The sequence below is a fragment of the Pseudomonas sp. LG1D9 genome, from assembly GCF_002949995.1.
Lineage (GTDB): Bacteria > Pseudomonadota > Gammaproteobacteria > Pseudomonadales > Pseudomonadaceae > Aquipseudomonas > Aquipseudomonas proteolytica.
Window position 1 is genome coordinate 2,999,953 of the sequence record NZ_CP026881.1, and the last position, 19,544, is coordinate 3,019,496.

Genomic DNA, 19,544 nt, shown 5'->3' on the forward strand with positions numbered 1-19,544 from the left:
ACAGACAATCGGAAAAGCCACGGTATAGTAACCCGATCACGCCAAGGAGCCCTTTATGCGCCAGAAACCCACCGTCCTCGCCCGCGAAATTGTCGCCAGTAGTCGTTTGTTCCGCGTGGAGCAAGTGCAGTTGCGCTTCTCCAATGGCGTTGAGCGGACCTACGAGCGCCTGGTGGGCCGTGGCGCAGGGTATGGCGCGGTGATGATCGTGGCGATGATCGACGCTGACCACGCGCTGCTGGTGGAAGAATACTGCGGCGGCACGGATGAGTATGAACTGTCCTTGCCCAAGGGCCTGATCGAACCGGGCGAAGACGTGCTGGCGGCGGCAGACCGTGAACTCAAGGAAGAGGCGGGCTATGGCGCACGGCAGTTGGAACACTTGACCGAACTGTCCCTGTCCCCAGGCTATATGAGCCAGAAAATCCAGGTGGTGCTGGCCACCGAGCTTTACGAAGAGCGCCTGGAGGGTGACGAGCCCGAGCCGATGCGCGTGGACCGGGTCAACCTGCGCGAGCTTGCACAGCTGGCGCAGCACGCGCAGTTCAGCGAAGGCCGTGCTCTGGCCGCGTTGTACCTGGTGCGTGACCTGCTGACCCAGCGCGGAGCCTACCAGCCATGAGTGAATTGTTCCTCGGCCACGCCTACATTGCCCCGGTGATCGAACTGGCCCGCCAGGCCGGCGAGGTGATCCTGCCGTATTGGCGCGCCGATGTGGCCGTGACGGCCAAGGCGGATGATTCGCCGGTCACCGCCGCCGACCTGGCCGCCCATCACCTGATTCTCGCCGGTCTCACTGCGCTGGACCCGAGCATCCCGGTGCTGTCGGAAGAAGACGCCGATATCGACCAGAGCGTGCGTGCCGGTTGGCAGCGCTGGTGGCTGGTAGACCCACTGGATGGCACCAAGGAATTTATCAGTGGCAGTGAAGAATTTACCGTCAACATCGCCTTGATCGAACACGGGCGTGTGGTGTTTGGTGTGGTTTCCATGCCCACCAGTGGCCGTTGCTACTTCGGTGGTGCCGGGCTTGGGGCGTGGCGCTCCGACGTGAATGCCGCGCCCCGGCAGATCCAGGTGCGGCAGAAACCCGCCGCCGGCGAGGCGTTCACCGTAGTCGCCAGCCGTCGCCATACCAGCCCCGAACAGGAGCGCTTGCTCGACGGCTTGAGCGAAGGGCTGGGGGAGTTGAAGCTGGCCAATATCGGCAGCTCCTTGAAATTCTGCCTGTTGGCCGAAGGCAGCGCCGATTGCTATCCGCGCCTGGCACCGACCTCGCAGTGGGACACCGCCGCTGCCCAGGGCGTGCTGGAGGGCGCTGGCGGCGAAGTGCTGGAGTTGAATGGCCAGCGGTTCAGCTACCCGGCGCGGGCGTCGCTGTTGAACCCGTTCTTCCTGGCCTTGCCGGCCAAGGCCGCCTGGCGCGAGCGTTTGCTGGCGCTGGCAAGGTCATAAACCGCCGCGATCAAAAATGTGGGAGCGGGCTTGCTCGCGAAAGCGGTGTATCAGCCAATACAAGTGCTGACTGATACACCGCTTTCGCGAGCAAGCCCGCTCCCACATAAGCCCTGTGCCCACATTGGTTATGTGTTGCAGGGTTTAGCGGTGCAGGACGTACTGCCCGGTAAACACCACCGCCGGCGCTTCACTGCCCTCATTCACAATCCATGTCTGCAACGCCAGCCGCGCCCGGCCATGGCGTTGGTAGGTCGCCAAAAAGCGCTTCCATACCTTGTCTTCCGGGGCCTGGCAAATCGCCGTGGCGTCCTGGGTGACAGGCAACGGGTAGCTGATCTGCCCTTCCTGGATCACGATATGCCCGTCTTCAACCCCTTCCTCACGCAATTGCAGGTGCAGCCAGCCCCAACCCGCGAGTACGGCGCCGCAGTACAGGCTGCCGCCAAACATGGTGCTCTTGTGGTTGATATTGGCTTGCAACGGTAAGTGCAGGCGCAGTTGCCGGTCCTGCCAGTCGAGCACCTTGAGGCCCATCTCCCGGGTGAGGGGGATGTCATGGTGCAGAATCGATTCCAGGTAACGGCTATCGCGGCTCATGGCGGTCTCTTGGCGGCTGGGAAAGGTCATTCGTCATCGGCGTGGGCGTTGCCGCTGTCGGCAAAGCTCAGCCCATGCTTGCGCAGCTTGTCATGCAAGGTCTTGCGTGGCACCCCCAGGGCTTCGGCCAGGCTGCGCACAGAGCTGTGGGGGCGGCCGAGTTCGGCGGCGATCAAGGCTTTTTCAAAGTGCTCGACTTGCTCGCTCAAGCCCCCGGTAGACATCGGTACGCCGGGCGCCGGGCCGTCGGGTGTGCTGTCCAGGGCCAGTTCCAGGCCGAGGGCGAAGCGTTCGGCGACGTTTTGCAGCTCCCGCACGTTGCCCGGCCAGTTATGGCGCAATAGCATTGCCCGTTGGCCGGGTTGCAACTCATGCAGCGGCAAGCCATGGCGGCTACTGGCCTCGTCGGCAAAGTGCTGGAACAGCATCAAGGCATCTTCGCCACGCTCACGCAGGGGCGGAATGCGCAACGGCGCGACGTTCAGGCGGTAGTACAAGTCTGCACGGAAGCGCCCCTGGTCGGCGGACTGGCGCAGGTCTTCCTTGGTGGCGGCGATGATGCGGATATCCAGCGGGATCTGCTGATTACCCCCCAGGCGCTCGACCACACGCTCCTGCAACAGGCGCAGCAACTTGACCTGCACATCCAGGCTCATGCTCTCGATTTCATCAAGGAACAACGTGCCGCCGTTGGCAAACTCGAACTTGCCGATCCGCCGCTTCTGCGCCCCGGTAAACGCCCCCGGCTCATGGCCGAACAGTTCGCTTTCCACCACGGATTCGGCCAGTGCCCCGGCGTTGATGGCAACGAAGGGCCCGGTGCGGCGGTTCGACAGGTCGTGCAGGGCGCGCGCCACCACTTCCTTGCCGGCGCCGGTTTCACCGAGGATCAGCACATCGGCGCGGGTCGCCGCCAGCGCGCCAATCTGCTCGCGCAGGCGCAGCATCGGCGCCGACTGGCCCACCAAACGGGTGCTCAGTTGCTGGCGATCACTCAGGGCCAGGCGCAGGCTGCGGTTGTCCAGCACCAGCCGGCGCAGGGCCAGGGCGCGGCGTACGCTGTCGAGCAGGGCGTCGCTGGCAAAGGGTTTCTCGAGGAAGTCATAGGCGCCAGCGCGCATCGCCTGCACCGCCAGTGGCACATCGCCGTGGCCGGTGATCAGCAGCACCGGCAGCTCCGGGTCCTGGCCGTGAAGTTCGGCGAGCAGCTCCAGGCCATCCATGCCGGGCATGCGAATGTCGCTGACCACCACTCCCGGCCAGTCGCGCGACAGCTGCGCCGTAAGGCCAGTGGCTTCGCCAAGGGGCAGGACTTTCAGCCCGGCCAGGTCCAGGGTCTGGCACAGGGCCTGACGCAGGTGTGGATCATCGTCGATCAACACCACCTGAATCTGGTTATCGATACTCATACACTGCGGTCCTCGGACGGTTGCAGACTGACGCCAGGTGCTCCGGCGCGCAGTTTCAAGGTTATCAGTGCGCCGCCTTCCTTGTGGTTGGCAAACAACAGTTCGCCACCAAAGGCACGCATCAGGGTGTCACAGATGGCCAGGCCCAACCCCAGGCCCTGGGTGCGGGTCTTGGTGGTGTAGAAGGGCTCGCCGGCGCGCCCCAGGGCTTCCATGCAGAACCCCGGCCCGTTGTCGCGGATGTACAGGTTGACGCCTTGATCGGTGGATTCGGCACTCAGCCACAGTTTGCGCGGCGGGCCCTTTTCGGTCAGGGCGTCCAGGGCGTTGGCCAGCAGATTGCCCAGTACCTGGCGCAGGCGGGTTTCCCCGGCTTCTACCCACAGGGATGCCTCTGGCAAGTCGCGGATCAGTTCCACTTCCATGGCCCGCCGGCGCTTGGCCAGCAACGCCAGCGCGTCGTCCAGGGCTGGTTGCAGGGCCACGCTTTCCGGGGCATGCCGGTCGCGGCGGGCAAAGGCGCGCAAGTGCGCGATGATCGAGGCCATGCGCCCGGTCAGTTCGCTGATCAACTTGAGGTTGCCCCGGGCGTCATCGGTGCGCTGGTGGTCGAGGAGAATCCCGGCGTTTTCCGCGTAACTGCGGATGGCCGCCAGGGGTTGGTTGAGCTCATGGCTGATGCTCGCCGACATGGTACCCAGCGCCGACAGTTTGCCGGCTTGCACCAGGTCATCCTGGGCGCGTACCAGCTCCTGCTGGGCATTTTCCCGCTCCAGTACTTCCTGGCGCAGGCGGCGGTTGAGGCCTTCGAGGTCGCTGGTCCGCTCAGCCACGCGCATTTCCAGCTCGCGCCGGGCCTTGGCTTCAAAGGCGATGCGTTCCAGGTAATGACGCCGGCGCTGCATCATCAGGCCGAGCAGCAGCATCAGCACCAGCAAGGTCGCGCCGCCGACTGCGACTACCGTGCGCACGGGGCGGTCGATCAGGGTGCGGGGTGCAAGGATTTCCACATTCCAGCCGGTTTCGGCGATTTCGGTGGATTGACGCAGCCAGGCGCTGGAGCTGAAATTCAGGGGCTGCGGATCGCGGGTCGGGTAGGGCTGGATCGCGATGATGGCCTGGCGCTCGGCCTCGGTCAGTGGCCGGGTGGTGCGAAAACGCCATTGTGGGCGTGAGGTCAGGATCACCACGCCGTTGTGGTCAGTCACCAGCAGTTGTTCGGGGGTCTGGCCCCACAGGCTTTCGGTGTGGTCCAGGTCAACCTTGACCACCAGCACGCCGATCACATGTTCGTCTTCTCGCACCGCAGCGGCAAAGAAGTACCCGCGCTTGGCCGACGTGGTCCCCAGGCCGAAGAAGCGGCCCAGGCGCCCGGCCATGGCTTCGCTGAAATAAGGCCGAAAGGAAAAGTTGCGGCCGACGAAGCTGTCCTGTTTGTCCCAGTTCGAGGCGGCCAGGGTCTTGCCGCGGGTGTCCATCAGGTACATCACTTCCACGCCCGCCTGGGCCGCCACCTGCTTGAGCAATTGGTTGGCGGCCACCAGGTTGGTACTGACCTGGGGCGCTGCCAGGGCGGTACGCAGGGCCGGCAGGTCGCCGAGGATCTGCGGCAACACTTCGTAGCGGTGCAGGGTACCCAGCAGGTTGGCGACGTACAGGTCGAGGGTCTGGCGGTTCTGCCCGGCCAGCTCGCTGCGGTAGTAACGCTCGGCCAGATGCTCCAACGGCCACAGCAGTGGCGCCAGGCACAATGCCAGCAAGGCCAGGCTGCGCCAGCGGGGTCTGCGTGGAAGGGGTGGAGTCATGTAAGTCTGCGCCTGTGGGTACAGGCGCATTATGCCTAGTGCTGCTGTGCAAGACACTCGCGCAATGCTTCGCGCCACTGCGGTTGGCTAACTTGCCATTGTTGTTGCAGGCGGCTGCAATCGAGGCGCGAGTTCAACGGGCGCTTGGCGGGCGTTGGGTACTCGCTGGCAGGAATCCCTTCAAGCGCGGCGCAGGCCTTGCCTTCGGCCAGCAATTGCTCGCCGATGGCCTGGGCAAAGCCGAACCACGAGGTCTCGCCCTGGGCCGTCAGGTGATACACGCCCCACTCGCCGGCCTGGCCAGCCTGCCAGCGCTCGATCAGTGCGCGGGTGCTGTCGGCGATGGTCCCGGCCCAGGTCGGTGCGCCGATCTGGTCGGCGACGATGCGCATGTGGGGTTTTTCCTGGAGCAGGCGCTGCATGGTCAGCAGGAAATTCTTGCCATGGCTCGAATACACCCAACTGGTGCGCAGGATCAGGTACTGACCACCCACTGCCGCGATGGCCTGTTCGCCCGCCAGCTTGCTCATACCGTAGACGCCCAACGGGTTGGGCGCATCGTCCTCGCTGTAGGGCGCGGGTTTGCTGCCGTCGAACACGTAGTCGGTGGAGTAGTGGATCAGCGGGATGCCCAAGGTCTTGGCTTCTTCGGCCAGGACACCGGGCGCCGTGGCATTGATCGCGAAGGCGATGTCGGGCTCGTTCTCGGCCTGGTCGACAGCGGTATGCGCCGCCGCGTTGATGATCAGCTCGGGACGATGGCTGCGTACCTGTTGGCGGATCTGTTCGGGGTTGGCCAGGTCGAGCTGGTCGCGACCGAGCACCACCAGTTCGCCCAGGCCCTGCAGCCGCTGTTGCAGCTCGCGGGAAACCTGGCCGTGTTGGCCGGTGATGAGGATTTTCAAGGGTGTACCGCTCACATTCATTTGGCTTCCCCAGCGAGGGTGAACAGGTACTGGCCATAACCAGTTTTGCCGAAGTATTTGGCCCGTTCGAGCAGATGGTCGCGGTCGATCCAGCCGTTCTCGTAGGCGATTTCTTCCAGGCAAGCCACTTTCAGGCCCTGGCGGTGCTCGATGGTCTGAACATAGATCGAGGCTTCCAGGAGGCTGTCATGTGTACCGGTATCGAGCCAGGCGAAGCCACGGCCGAAGCGCTCGACATGCAGGTCGCCACGCTTGAGGTAGGCATTGTTGACGTCGGTGATCTCCAATTCGCCCCGTGGCGATGGCTGGACGGCCTTGGCGATCTTGACCACATCGTTGTCATAGAAGTACAGGCCGGTCACGGCATAGCTGGACTTTGGCTTGGCGGGTTTTTCTTCGATGGACAGCGCGCGTCCTTCAGCGTCGAAATCAATTACGCCGAAGCGCTCCGGATCCTTGACCCAGTAGCCAAACACCGTCGCGCCGGATGGACGCTTGGCGGCGGCGCGCAGTTGCTCGCTGAAATGCTGGCCGTGGAAGATGTTGTCACCCAGGATCAGACAAACCGGGTCATTACCGATGAATGTTTCGCCGATCAGGAAGGCCTGTGCCAAGCCATCGGGCGAGGGTTGTTCGGCATAGCTGATTTGCACGCCGAACTGGCTACCGTCACCTAGCAGGTTGCGGTACTGCGGCAAGTCCACCGGTGTGGAGATCACAAGGATCTCCTTGATTCCGGCGAGCATCAGCACGGAAATCGGGTAGTAGATCATCGGTTTGTCGTACACCGGCAGCAGTTGCTTGGAAACCCCCAGGGTAATGGGGTGCAGGCGCGTCCCGGAGCCACCGGCAAGTACGATTCCCTTCATCATGCAATCAGGTCCTTCGCTTCGGTGTTACCGAGTCGTTCGCCCTGGTAACTGCCGTCCTGGACCCGACGGCACCATTCCAGGTTATCGAGGTACCACTGAACGGTCTTGCGCAGGCCGGTTTCGAAGGTTTCTTCAGGAACCCAGCCCAATTCGCGCTCGATCTTGCTGGCGTCGATGGCGTAGCGCTGGTCGTGGCCTGGGCGATCCTTGACGAAGGTGATCAGGTCGCTGAATTGGGCAACGCCGGCCGGGCGCTGTGGCGCCAGCTCTTCGAGCAGTGCACAGATGCCACGGACCACGTCGATGTTTTTCTGCTCGTTGTGCCCGCCGATATTGTAGGTCTCGCCCACCACACCTTCGGTGACCACTTTGAGCAACGCACGGGCGTGGTCTTCGACAAACAACCAGTCGCGCACTTGCAGGCCGTCGCCGTACACCGGCAGGGCTTTACCTGCCAGGGCATTGAGGATCACCAGCGGGATGAGCTTCTCTGGGAAGTGGAACGGCCCGTAGTTGTTCGAGCAGTTGGTCAGCAGCACCGGCAAGCCGTAAGTGCGCTGCCAGGCGCGGACCAGGTGGTCGGATGCCGCCTTGCTCGCGGAGTAGGGCGAGCTTGGCGCGTAAGGCGTGGTTTCGGTGAACAGATCATCCACGCCATGCAGGTCGCCATACACTTCGTCGGTGGAGATGTGATGGAAGCGGAAGGCACTCTTGGCCGGCTCTGCCAACTGTTGCCAGTAAGCGCGAGTGGCTTCCAGCAGGCTGTAGGTGCCGACGATGTTGGTCTGGATAAAGTCCGACGGGCCGTCGATGGAGCGGTCGACATGGGACTCGGCTGCCAGGTGCATGATGGCCTGGGGCTGAAAGCGTGCCAGCACTGCGCTGACGGTGGCCTGGTCGATGATATCGGCCTGGACGAATTCATAGCGGGCATTGCTCGCAATGCTGGTCAGCGACTCAAGATTGCCGGCGTAGGTCAGTTTGTCGAGGTTGAGAACTTCATGTTCAGTGTTTTGAATCAAATGGCGGATCAGTGCGGAACCGATAAAACCGGCACCACCGGTAACAAGAATACGCATGTCGGGAGGCCTTTTCCTTAGACGGACATTGAGCGAATGGGGCATAGCTTGCGGGCTTGCGATGGGCGGTGCAAGGGGCGGTGGTCAGATTGGCCCGACTTGCGTGCTCAAAGAAGACAATCACAATGGGTTAGGGTTGCATCAAACCTATCAACAATGGCGATATAAGCGCCGGACAAAAAACCAGGGGCCGTCACATGTTGCTCGATACATTGATCCACCGCGCCAGTTTGCCGTGCCCGCAGGTCGGGCCGCAGCAGGCTTTGCAGTTGCTGGAGCAGCATTACGGCCTCAGTGGCACGCTGCAGTCCCTGGGCAGCCAGCAAGACCTCAATTACCGCGTCGACAGTGACCGTGGCCGCTTCGTCCTGAAAATCTGCCGTGGCGAGTATGCCGCCATGGAGCTGCACGCCCAGCATGCGGCCCTGGCGCACTTGCAATCCGAGGTGCGGGTGCCAGAGGTCATCAGGGCTCTCGACGGCGAGCAACTGCTGACCGTGACGGTCGCCGGGCAAACCCTGCATGTGCGTTTGCTGGACTATATCGAAGGCCAGCCGCTGACCCACCTGCCGCACCTGGGCCGTGAGGTGATCGAAGGTTTTGGCCGGCTGTGCGGGCAGATGAGCCAGGCGTTGGCCGGCTTCACCCATGCGGGCCTTGCGCGCACGCTGCAGTGGGACCCGCGCCATGCCGGGGAGTTGATCAGCCATTTGTTGTCGACACTCGACAACCTGCCGCACCGCGCGGCCCTGGAACGGGTCGCCGCACAGGTCGAGCAGCGCATCCGGCCCCTGGCCGATCAATTGCCCTGGCAAGCCGTGCATATGGATATCACCGACGACAATGTGGTCTGGCAGCGCGATGCCCAGCGGCATTGGCAGGTGCAGGGGGTCATCGATTTCGGCGACCTGGTGCACACCTGGCGGATTGCCGATCTGTCGGTGACCTGCGCCGCGTTACTGCACCACGCCGAGGGCGACACGTTCGCGATCCTGCCGGCGATCCAGGCCTGTCACGCCCTGACGCCCCTGCAGCCGCAAGAATTGCAGGCGCTGTGGCCGCTGATCGTGGCCCGCGCGGCGGTGTTGGTGTTGAGCAGTGAACAGCAGCAGCGCCTGGACCCGGATAACACCTACCTGTTGAAGAATGCCGAGCACGAGTGGGAAATCTTCCAGGTTGCCACCTCGGTGCCATTTGAGTTGATGGAGTCGGCGATCCTGGCTTGCGTCGGTGCTACCCCGTCGTTCACGGCCAGCGAAGACTTTGCCCCGCTGCTGCCGGGCCTGGTGGGACGCGAGTTCGCGCTGGTCGACCTGGGCGTGCTCAGCCCGCATTTTGAAGCAGGTAATTGGGAAGCCCCTGGCATCGATCAGCAACTATTGCAGCAAGCGGCGGCGGCCCATGGCTTGGCGGCCAGCCGTTATGGCCAATATCGCCTGTCCCGCACGCGCCCCGATTGCGCGGCCGAACCCGATACCTTCGCGCTGCATGTGGAACTGCATGCGCCTGCGGGTACGGTCGTCCAAGCGCCGTTTGCCGGCACCCTGCGGCGCACGGCCGATGGCGGCCTGTGTCTGCACAGTGCGCAACTGAATATATGGCTGTGGGGGGTTGAACCGACGTTGCAAGCCGGTGCCGCGGTGCTCAAGGGCCAGGTCCTGGGTGAGGCTGGCGGGCTATTGGCGGTGCAACTGTGCCGCGTCGACCTTGAGCCACCGTTGTTCTGCACGCCATCGCGCGCTGCGGCCTGGCAGGCGTTGTGCCCCTCGCCGGCGACGCTGCTGGGTCTTGCCTGCGACGCCGAGCCGGAGCTGGATCCACACGCCTTGCTGGCCCGGCGCGATGCCAGCTTTGCGCGCTCGCAGAAGCATTATTACGTTGACCCGCCGCGCATCGAACGCGGTTGGCGCAACCATCTGATCGATATGCAGGGCCGTTCGTATCTGGACATGCTCAACAACGTCGCGGTGCTGGGCCACGGCCATCCGCGCATGGCACAGGTGGCGGCGCGGCAGTGGTCGTTGCTCAACACCAACTCACGCTTTCACTACGCCGCGATTGCCGAGTTCTCCGAGCGCTTGCTGGCCCTGGCCCCGGATTGCATGGACCGGGTGTTCCTGGTCAACAGTGGCACCGAAGCCAACGACCTGGCGATCCGCCTGGCCTGGGCCTACAGCGGCGGGCGCGACATGCTCAGCGTGCTGGAGGCTTACCACGGGTGGTCGGTGGCGGCCGATGCGGTGTCCACTTCGATTGCCGACAACCCCCAGGCCTTGAGCAGCCGGCCAGACTGGGTGCATCCGGTGACCGCGCCCAATACCTATCGTGGCCAATTCCGTGGCCCGCACAGTGCGCCGGATTATGTGCGCAGCGTCGAGCACAACCTGGCGAAGATCGCGGCCAGCCAGCGCCAACTGGCGGGTTTTATCTGCGAGCCGGTGTATGGCAATGCCGGCGGTATTTCCTTGCCGCCGGGCTACCTGCAGCAGGTGTACGCCCTGGTCCGCGCCCAGGGTGGGGTGTGTATTGCCGATGAAGTGCAGGTCGGCTACGGACGCATGGGCCATTTCTTCTGGGGCTTTGAAGAGCAGGGCGTGGTGCCGGACATCATCACCATGGCCAAGGGCATGGGCAACGGCCAGCCCCTGGGCGCGGTGATTACCCGCCGGGAAATCGCCGAAGCGCTGGAGGCCGAAGGGTATTTCTTCTCGTCCTCAGGCGGCAGCCCGGTCAGTTGCCGGATTGGCCTGGCGGTGCTGGATGTGATGGAGCAAGAAAAACTCTGGGAAAACGCCCAGGTGGTCGGCGCGCATTTCAAGGCGCGGCTGCAAGCGTTGATCGAGCGCCATCCCCTGGTGGGAGCGGTGCATGGCTCGGGCTTCTATCTGGGGTTGGAGTTGGTGCGGGATCGGCAGACGCTGGAACCGGCCACCGAAGAGACCGCACGGTTGTGCGATCGTCTACGTGAACTGGGGATTTTCATGCAACCGACCGGGGACTATCTGAATATCCTCAAGATCAAGCCGCCGATGGTAACGTCTAAACGCAGTGTGGATTTCTTTGTCGACATGTTGTCGAAGGTGTTGGATGAAGGGTTGTAGACACCTTTCTATGAGTTGAAATGAGATCACCACTGTGGGAGCGGGCTTGCTCGCGAAAGCGGTGTATCAGTGACAGATTTGTAGACAGGCACACCGCTTTCGCGAGCAAGCCCGCTCCCACAAGGGCGATGGTGTTTCAGACTTTAAGCCGATTGTTATCGGGAATATTTTGCTTTTTTTCGATGGGTGGAGATCTGCAAGCTTTAAAAGCCGATTTTTATCCGCTATAAAGTCGCCCAGCATTCCCCTTTCTGTCATCGGCCCCGGTTATCCTGGCCGCTGACCACCGCCCAGGAGATGATTCATGAGCCGTATCGTTACCGTCGCCGCTACCCAGATGGCTTGTTCCTGGGACCTCGAAGCCAATATCGAGACCGCTGAGAAGCTGGTCCGTGAGGCCGCCGCCAAAGGCGCGCAGATCATCCTGATCCAGGAACTGTTCGAAAGCCCTTACTTCTGCCAGAAGCCAAACCCGGACTATCTGCAACTGGCAACTCCGGTTGCAGAAAACGTGGCTATCAAGCACTTCCAGAAAATCGCCAAGGAACTGCAAGTCGTCCTGCCGATCAGCTTTTTCGAGCTGGCCGGCCGTGCGCGTTTCAACAGCATCGCGATCATCGATGCCGACGGCTCCAACCTCGGGATTTATCGTAAAAGCCACATCCCGGATGGCCCTGGCTACCACGAAAAGTACTACTTCAACCCGGGCGATACCGGCTTCAAAGTGTGGAACACCCGCTACGCAAAAATCGGCGTGGGCATCTGCTGGGACCAGTGGTTCCCGGAATGCGCCCGCAGCATGGCGCTGCAAGGCGCGGAAATCCTGTTCTACCCGACCGCCATCGGCAGCGAGCCGCACGACAAGACCATCTCGTCCCGCGACCACTGGCAGCGTGTGCAACAAGGCCATGCCGGCGCCAACCTGATGCCGCTGATCGCCAGCAACCGCATCGGCAACGAAGAGCAGGACGGCTACGACATTACCTTCTACGGCTCGTCGTTCATTGCCAACCAGTTCGGTGAGAAGGTCGAAGAACTCAACGAAACCGAAGAAGGCATCCTGGTGCACAGCTTCGACCTCGATGAACTGGAGCACATCCGCAGTGCGTGGGGCTCGTTCCGTGATCGCCGGCCGAACCTGTACGGCGCGCTCAAGACCCTCGACGGTTCCCTGGAGTCCTGATCGCCATGACCACTTTGCACAGCACGCCTCGCGCTGACGGCTTCTATATGCCAGCCGAGTGGGCACCCCAGACCCAGGCCTGGATGATCTGGCCCGAGCGCCCGGACAACTGGCGCCTGGGCGGCAAACCGGCACAGGCGGCCCATGTGGCGGTGGCCAAGGCCATTGCGCGCTTTGAGCCGGTGACGGTCGCGGTTTCGGCCGGCCAGTACGAAAACGCCCGGGCGCGCCTGGATGTGCCGAATATTCGCGTGGTGGAGATGTCCAGCGACGACGCGTGGGTACGCGACAGCGGGCCGACCTTCGTGATCAATGACCAGGGTGAAGTCCGTGGCGTGAATTGGGACTTCAATGCCTGGGGCGGGTTTGACGGTGGCTTGTATGCGCCGTGGAACCGCGACTCCCAGGTGGGCGGCAAGATCCTGGAGATCGAGCGCAGCCCGCGTTATCGCACTGAGGGGTTTGTGCTCGAAGGCGGGTCGATTCACGTCGATGGCGAAGGCACGCTGATCACCACCGAGGAATGCCTGCTCAACCGCAATCGCAACCCGCATCTGGGCCGTGCAGAAATCGAAGCGGTCCTCAGCGCCAACCTGGCGGTGGATAAAATCATCTGGTTGCCCGACGGTCTGTTCAACGACGAAACCGACGGCCATGTGGATAACTTCTGCTGCTACGTGCGCCCGGGTGAAGTGCTGCTGGCCTGGACTGACGACCCGCAAGACCCGAACTATGCGCGCTGCCATGCTGCCATGGACGTGCTGCAAAACAGCACCGATGCCAAGGGCCGCGCATTTATTGTGCATAAAATGCCGATCCCGGGGCCGCTGTACGCCACTGAGCAAGAATGCGCCGGTGTCGACCCGGTGGATGGTTCCCAGGAGCGTAATCCGACCGTGCGTTTGGCCGGTTCCTACGTCAACTTCCTGATCGTCAACGGCGGCATTATTGCGCCGAGTTTTGATGATCCGCTGGACAGCCGTGCCCAGGAAATCCTTCAGGGTCTGTTCCCGCAACATGAAGTGGTGATGGTGCCCGGCCGTGAACTGTTACTGGGTGGCGGCAATATCCACTGCCTGACCCAACAACAGCCCGCACCGCACAAAAACTGAGTGCACTTGTAACAGGCAATTTCGCCGTACGGCGACTGATCGCCGCTAGTTGCACCGAGCAGTAACAGCAAGCCCATGGCCCGTGAGGGTCGTGGGCTTTTTTGTGTCTGGCGCCAGATAAACCGGGCTTATTGGCACAGCTCTTGTATCGACGCTGTGACAGTGATCGGGGTTTGTGACTGCGCAGTTCTGTCATAAACCTTGAGTAAGTTAGCCGCTCAAGCAGTAGGAGAGAGCGCTGAAATGAACGCCGATATCAACCTGGTCTATAAACGCGCGTCCCATCCCCTGGCAGTGCGGGGCGACGCGATTCACGCGCTGGCACTCTGGTTGAAGGCAAACGGCTCGCGCCGGATCAGGCAGGCTGATTCGCGCAGGGTGATGAGTGAGCGTTACCCGGTGGGGTTGTTCAGCGAGGATGAAGTGCAGGTGCTGTGCGACTTGATCCAGAACTGATGGGCACTGATTTCCAAATGTGGGAGCTGGCCCGCTTTTATCAAAAATAAAATAAGTCATTGATTCAAAAAGTGACCGTATTTTTGTGGCGAGCGGGCTTGCCCCGCGTCGGGCGCATAGCGCCCCCAACGAAAGACGAATGCGTGCGCAGAGGCTGGTTTTGGGGCTGCTGCGCAGCCCAACGCGGGGCAAGCCCGCTCGCCACTAAGGGGCCAGTTTGCTGCGCGACAGCGCCATGTCGAATCTCACATGAATCGTGTGTACCAGTGGCGTTGGGCGAGGGTTAGAAGTTGTACGTCCCCGTCACCACCAGGCTGCGCGGGTCGCCAAACTGGATCTGGTTGGCGCTGGTCGCCGACGCGTAGTACGTCTTGTCGCTGATGTTGTTCAGCGCCGCCTTCACATCCCATTCCTTGTGCCGGAAGCCCGCCAGGGCGTCCCAGCGGCCATAGCCGGGCAGCATCACGGTATTGGCGTTATCGGCATAACGATCGCCCACCAGGGTCAGGCCGGTTTCGGCGTACCAGCCCATCTCGGGTTTCCAGGTCACGAACAGGCTGGCGTTGCGCTTGGCCACGTCGCTGATGCGCTTGCCTTCAAAGCCGTTGTTGTCTTTCACCACCTTGGCATCCTGTACGCCGACGCCGCCGCGCACATACCAGTTGCCGACGATTTTGCCGGTGGTGGTCAGCTCGATACCACGGGAGCGTTGTATGCCGCTGAGCAGGGTGATCAGCGGGTTCTCCGGGTCACGGGTGCGGCGGTTGTACAGTTCCAGTTCATACACGGCGAGGGTGGTGCTCAGGCGGTCGTCGAGCCAGTCGCTCTTGACCCCGATTTCTTTTTGCTTGGTCAGCTCGGGGCTCAGGTCGTTGGCATTGCCCGGCGCATTCGGGGTGATGCCGATCAGGCCGCCACCGGTGGGGGAAAACGTCTTGCTCCAGGACGCGTAGAACGAATGGTTCTCCACCGGCGTCCACACCACGCCCAGCCGTGGGCTGGTGTTGTGGCTGTCGACGGGTTGCCGGATATGGGTGATCTTATTAGTGGTTTCTACTTCAAAACGGTCGTAGCGCAGACCGGCGAGGACTTGCCACTGATCGTTCAGGCGCAGTTGGTCCTGCACATACAGCCCCTGGCTTTCGACTTCGGTGTGGTTGTTGCTGGAGATCCTCATCGGCCCGGTATGGCTCAGGTGCCGGTTGGGGTGGTTCAGATCAAGGCCGGGCACTGTTGCCGTTACCGCGCTGTACAGCTTCGGATCACGGCGCTGGCTGCCCAATTCCACACCGCTCAGCAGGCGATGCTCCAGGCCAAAGGTGTTGAAGCCGCCTTCGAGCTCGACGTTATTGAATACGTTGCGCGTCCTCAGGTCCTGCTGCCAGCGCTGACGCCCGACCTTGTTGGTCACGGCGTCGTAGCCGGTCAGGTAGGTGTTGTCGAAGTCACTGTCGAGCTTGAACACGCCCAGGGTGTGGCGCAGTTGCCAACTGTCGTTGAGCTCATAGGCGAGCTTGGAGCGCAGGGATTGGGTGGTGTCGTCGATGTAGTCGCGCGGGTCGCCGTAGGTGGTGTCGCGGCTCACATCGGCCGGGCGTCCACGCACGCCAGGGATGCCACGGTCCGGGGTGCGGTCGTAGCGGCTGTATTCGTATTGCACCAGCCAGTTCAGTTGCGGGGTCAGTTGCCAGCTTATCGACGGCGCGAACAGTTTGCGGTTGCCGCTGATATCGTCGCGGAAACTGTCGGTGTCCTCGTTACCCATGTTCAGGCGCAGGCTGATGTTCTCGCTAGGGTCGGCGCTCAAGTCGGTGTACAGGCTGCGCAACCCGTTGGTGCCGCCCTGGGCCTCGATACTGGAAGCACGCCCGGCCTGGGGCAGCTTGCTGACGCGGTTGACGATCCCACCCTGGCCGCCACGCCCGTACAGCACTGCGGCGGGGCCCTTGAGCACGTCGATGCGCTCGATATTGTGCAGGTCGCGCACGTACTGGCTGTCGTCACGGATGCCATCGAGGTAGAAGTCGCTGCTGGCCTCGAAGCCGCGGATGCGCAAACTGTCGAAGCGCGTATCGGCGCCGCTGCTGACGTTGGGGATACCGCTCAAGGCCTGGCCCAGGTCGTTGGTGCCGTAGGCGCGCAGGTTCTCGGTCTTTACCGAATCAATCGCCTGGGGCACGTAGCGCACCGGCGTATTTGCGCGCGTGATTTATTCTTGCGCTGCCCGCTCGGGTATTTGTATCAAGATGTGTCTTGTAGGGAATTTTACGCCACATTGGAAATTGCGTTACCCACCAGCGGCTTATTCACCGTATGAATCGGGCGAGCGTATATATGGCGTAAATAATGGCTAAATAATATCGCTTAGACTTTTTTTGCCTAAATACAGACGATTCACTAAATTGACATGCGGTTGAAGGCGCGGATAGGATTCGCCTCAACGCCTGTGGCTAACCGCCATGACTTCTCTATAAAAAAAGGCCCGCGGCATATTCGGTCGTCCGCGGGCCTTTTTTTATCCGGGGAAAGTCGATACCAAAAAAGCCAAATGGAGCCAGGTGTCACAGCGCGTACTCAACCAGTAATAAGGAATAAAAAAATGTTGAATAAACGGATGGGTCTGCTTGCTCTGGGGATTTTGAGCGCTACTCAGGCAATGGCAAACGACCAGGAGCAATCCAAAGGCTTCGTGGAAGACAGTCACCTGAACATCGCGGCGCGTAATGCGTATATCAGCCGCGATTACAAAGACGGTGGTCAAGATAAAGCCGAGTGGGGCCAAGGCTTCATCGGTAAGTTCGAGTCCGGCTTCACCCAAGGCACCGTCGGTGTGGGTGTGGACGTGATCGGCCAATACGCCATCCGTCTGGACGGTGGTAAAGGTCGCAGCGGCGCTGGCGGTATCAACTTCTTCAAGCAAGGCGACAGCGGCGCAGCACCACACGACCTGGCCAAGGGCGGCGCAGCCGTCAAGGCACGCATCTCCAACACTGTGCTGAAGTACGGTGACCAGATGCCAGCCGTGCCGGTCCTGCAGTACGACAACTCCCGTCTGTTGTCGGAAACCTACACCGGTACCTCGATCGTCTCCAAAGAGATCAAAGGTCTGGAGCTGCAAGGTGGTTACTTCACCAAGGAAGCCCAAAAAGGCGCCGAAGGCACCGACAGCGGCAACCTGAAAAACATCGCCTACCTGGGCGGTAGCTACAAGTTCACCGAAAGCCTGTCGGCCGCGCTGTACGCATCCGACATGGAAGACGTGCTGAAGAAGCAATACGTCAACGTCAACTACGTGCTGGCCCTGCCACAAGAGCAGTCGCTGACTTTTGACTTCAACGGCTACAAGACCAAGCTGGACAAGAGCTTCGCCCAGCTGACTCAAGGTGATGCTAGCGCTCGCGACAACAAAATCTGGAGCCTGGGCGCCACTTGGGCCTTCGGTCCGCACAGCCTGACCCTGGCTCACCAGCGCAGCTCCGGTGACACTGGCTACATGTACGGCGGCTATCGCAACAACACCCGTGGCAGCGGTATCGGCGACGGTGGTAATACCATCCTGCTGGCCAACTCCTACTGGTCTGACTTCAACGCTAAAGACGAGCGCTCCTGGCAGGTCGGCTACGGCATTGACTTCACCACCTTCGGTGTACCGGGCCTGAGCTACAACATCGCTTACGTGCGCGGCACCAACATCGACGACGGTAGCAACCGTGGCGATGGCACCGAGCGTGAAATCTTCAACCAGTTCAAGTACGTGGTACAGAGCGGCCCGGCTAAAGACCTGAGCCTGCGTGCCCGCGCTTCGTGGTTGCGTGTTTCGACCAACGCCAACAACTACAACGTTGGTGGTAACGAAATCCGTCTGTTCGCCGACTACCCGATCAACGTGTTCTAAGATCGAGCGTCGTGCCTGATACCAGGCAATAAAAAACCCCGACTTGTCGGGGTTTTTTTATACCTGCCTGAAAGCCTACGCCTTGACCTGCGCCAGCTTCTGGCAGTTGGCCTTGCGCGCCGGGTACTGCCCGCATTTGCGCAGCACGCTCTGCACCTGCTGGGTGTTTTGCAGTTGCTGGTTGGCCAGCAGCTTCTCGGTGATAAACAACTCTTCCGAGCCCAGGTTGCGTTCGGCCTTGTCGATCATGGCCAGCGCGGCCTTGCCGTCGCCGCGCTTGAGGTAGTAGCTGATCATCAAGTCATAGGTCGAAGGCCCAGCCAGGGACCAGTCCTTGATCGCCTGCAACTCCTTGAGCGCATCGGCATTTCTGCCTTGGGCCAGGCGTACGGCGTAGGCGGTGCGACGGATGTTCGGCTGATCCTTGACCGGTGAACTCAAGGCGCGCCGGATAAAGGCATCGGCCTCGGGCACTTTGTTTTTTGCCAGGGCAGCGGTGGCGGCGTACGCATCCTTGTAGCCTTGCATGGCCTTGGCCACGGGCGCGGCGTCACGTACCTTCGGCCAGCTCGTGGTGTTTACTCGGGCGCGGCGTTCCTTGCGGTACTCGCGTTGCAGGTATTGGCGCAGCTCGGTGTCACGGTCGATGGCGGACATGTGGGAGCGGTTGAAGTAATCGGTGGTGGCGGTGATGGTATTGGTCAGGCCATCCTTGACCAGCACGTCCAGCTCTTTGGTAAAGCGGTCGAGGTTGAACTGTTGCAATGAGTCTTGCATCGCGTCCTTGCGGGCGGTGAGAAAGCCCGTCAGCAGCGGCTTCTGCTTGCCCTGGAAATCATTCAAGCGTTCCAGGCTATGGGTGGCCGCACGCGGCGCGTAGCCGGCGCGGATCATCAGGTCGGTGCCGAGCAAATCTGCCTGGTCTTCCTGGCTGCGGCCCCAGGCGGTGCTCCAGACGTTGTCGGAAAAACTGTTGGCCAGCGAGGTATACAGCACGGTGTTGCCGATGGTTTTTTGCGTGCCCGCCGGGTCCTTGCTGAACAGTTTCATGGTGCCCGAACTGCGATCCACCCCGGTGTTGGCCGCCACGGTTGCCAGGGCCACAGTGGAGGCTACGGTGGTGAACATGTCCTTCTGCTGCTTGAAGGCGGCGGCGCGGTCATGGTGATGCAGCAGCACATGGCTCATCTCGTGGCCGAGCATGGCGGCGATTTCATCTTCGCTGCCGACGTTTTCCAGCATGCCCAGGGGCACGAAGATATTGCCGTACGGGTCCGCCGACGGCCCGAAGCTGTAGCTGTCGGTGATCTTCACCTGCAGCAGCGGCAACTGCCCTGGCCAGCCCTTGGACAGGCGCGTGACGATGCTCTGCAAGTACACCTGCAACATCGGGATATCCGCCAGGTTCTGCTGGCGCGCCTCGGCGGCAGGTACGGTGCGACCGTCGTAACTCAAGCGCTGCTGGCCCGCGCGTTGCGGGTCGAGCTTGTAGTACTGGCGCACGTCGGCGTTATCCACATAGTGGCCTTCGACGCGTGACTGGGTCGATGGCCCCACCAGGTTCAGAAACGCCTGGTCTGCACCTTTCAAGGTGGCGCAGCCGCTGAGCAATGCACTGGCCAGCAATAGATATCCCTTCACCGCGGTACTC

General features: G+C 61.7%; 14 protein-coding genes and 1 pseudogene. 7 read left to right on the forward strand and 8 right to left on the reverse strand.

Annotated features, from left to right (window positions below; all coding sequences use genetic code 11):
* Positions 1 to 55: 55 nt before the first annotated feature.
* On the forward strand, positions 56 to 622 hold the full coding sequence (gene nudE / locus C5F71_RS14240; RefSeq protein WP_029299809.1) for an ADP compounds hydrolase NudE: 567 nt from the start codon (positions 56 to 58) through the stop codon (positions 620 to 622).
* Positions 619 to 1,455: a 3'(2'),5'-bisphosphate nucleotidase CysQ gene (gene cysQ / locus C5F71_RS14245; RefSeq protein ID WP_029299811.1), complete on the forward strand. Its 837-nt coding sequence runs from the start codon at positions 619 to 621 to the stop codon at positions 1,453 to 1,455. Before nudE ends, cysQ begins: the two co-directional genes overlap by 4 nt.
* Positions 1,456 to 1,599: 144 nt before the next feature.
* Here the strand turns inward: cysQ and C5F71_RS14250 are convergent, their stop codons facing one another.
* From C5F71_RS14250 to rfbB, 6 genes are read right to left on the reverse strand one after another with little or no spacing between them, the layout of a single operon-like run.
* Positions 1,600 to 2,055, reverse strand: a complete 456-nt coding sequence (locus tag C5F71_RS14250; protein WP_029299813.1) for a YiiD C-terminal domain-containing protein — start codon at positions 2,053 to 2,055, stop codon at positions 1,600 to 1,602.
* Positions 2,056 to 2,081: 26 nt separating this feature from the next.
* On the reverse strand, positions 2,082 to 3,464 hold the full coding sequence (locus C5F71_RS14255) for a sigma-54 dependent transcriptional regulator (RefSeq protein WP_092232749.1): 1,383 nt from the start codon (positions 3,462 to 3,464) through the stop codon (positions 2,082 to 2,084).
* Positions 3,461 to 5,269: an ATP-binding protein gene (locus C5F71_RS14260; RefSeq protein WP_070995049.1), complete on the reverse strand. Its 1,809-nt coding sequence runs from the start codon at positions 5,267 to 5,269 to the stop codon at positions 3,461 to 3,463. Before C5F71_RS14260 ends, C5F71_RS14255 begins: the two co-directional genes overlap by 4 nt.
* Before the next feature lie 35 nt (positions 5,270 to 5,304).
* Positions 5,305 to 6,195, reverse strand: a complete 891-nt coding sequence (gene rfbD, locus C5F71_RS14265) for a dTDP-4-dehydrorhamnose reductase (protein WP_104911363.1) — start codon at positions 6,193 to 6,195, stop codon at positions 5,305 to 5,307.
* Positions 6,192 to 7,067, reverse strand: coding sequence for a glucose-1-phosphate thymidylyltransferase RfbA (gene rfbA, locus C5F71_RS14270; RefSeq protein WP_092232754.1), 876 nt, complete (start codon positions 7,065 to 7,067; stop codon positions 6,192 to 6,194). Before rfbA ends, rfbD begins: the two co-directional genes overlap by 4 nt.
* On the reverse strand, positions 7,064 to 8,146 hold the full coding sequence (rfbB, locus tag C5F71_RS14275; protein ID WP_104911364.1) for a dTDP-glucose 4,6-dehydratase: 1,083 nt from the start codon (positions 8,144 to 8,146) through the stop codon (positions 7,064 to 7,066). The genes rfbA and rfbB overlap by 4 nt, the downstream gene beginning before the upstream one ends.
* Positions 8,147 to 8,343: 197 nt before the next feature.
* Here rfbB and C5F71_RS14280 point away from each other — a divergent pair, with 197 nt between their 5' ends.
* The 4 genes from C5F71_RS14280 (at position 8,344) to C5F71_RS14295 (ending at position 13,998) form a co-directional block, all read left to right on the forward strand.
* Complete coding sequence (locus C5F71_RS14280; RefSeq protein ID WP_104911365.1) at positions 8,344 to 11,247, forward strand: aminotransferase; 2,904 nt, start codon at positions 8,344 to 8,346, stop codon at positions 11,245 to 11,247.
* A gap of 304 nt (positions 11,248 to 11,551) precedes the next feature.
* The gene (gene aguB / locus C5F71_RS14285; protein ID WP_029299828.1) at positions 11,552 to 12,430 is read left to right on the forward strand and encodes an N-carbamoylputrescine amidase; all 879 of its coding nucleotides are present in this window, start codon (positions 11,552 to 11,554) and stop codon (positions 12,428 to 12,430) included.
* 5 nt (positions 12,431 to 12,435) lie between these two features.
* Positions 12,436 to 13,542: an agmatine deiminase gene (gene aguA / locus C5F71_RS14290; protein WP_104911366.1), complete on the forward strand. Its 1,107-nt coding sequence runs from the start codon at positions 12,436 to 12,438 to the stop codon at positions 13,540 to 13,542.
* Positions 13,543 to 13,785: 243 nt separating this feature from the next.
* The gene (locus C5F71_RS14295) at positions 13,786 to 13,998 is read left to right on the forward strand and encodes a hypothetical protein (protein WP_104911367.1); all 213 of its coding nucleotides are present in this window, start codon (positions 13,786 to 13,788) and stop codon (positions 13,996 to 13,998) included.
* A gap of 283 nt (positions 13,999 to 14,281) precedes the next feature.
* On the opposite strand, the pseudogene C5F71_RS14300 reads toward C5F71_RS14295, so the two are convergent.
* Positions 14,282 to 16,204, reverse strand: a pseudogene (locus C5F71_RS14300) (TonB-dependent receptor); the annotation flags it as partial.
* 393 nt (positions 16,205 to 16,597) lie between these two features.
* On the opposite strand from C5F71_RS14300, the gene C5F71_RS14305 reads away from it, so the two are divergent.
* A complete protein-coding gene (locus C5F71_RS14305) occupies positions 16,598 to 17,893 on the forward strand; it encodes an OprD family porin (protein ID WP_029299834.1) in 1,296 nt (431 codons plus the stop codon).
* 75 nt (positions 17,894 to 17,968) lie between these two features.
* Here the strand turns inward: C5F71_RS14305 and C5F71_RS14310 are convergent, their stop codons facing one another.
* Entirely contained in the window at positions 17,969 to 19,534 is a 1,566-nt protein-coding gene (locus tag C5F71_RS14310) for a M48 family metallopeptidase (protein WP_104911369.1), read from the reverse strand.
* Positions 19,535 to 19,544 lie beyond the last annotated feature (10 nt).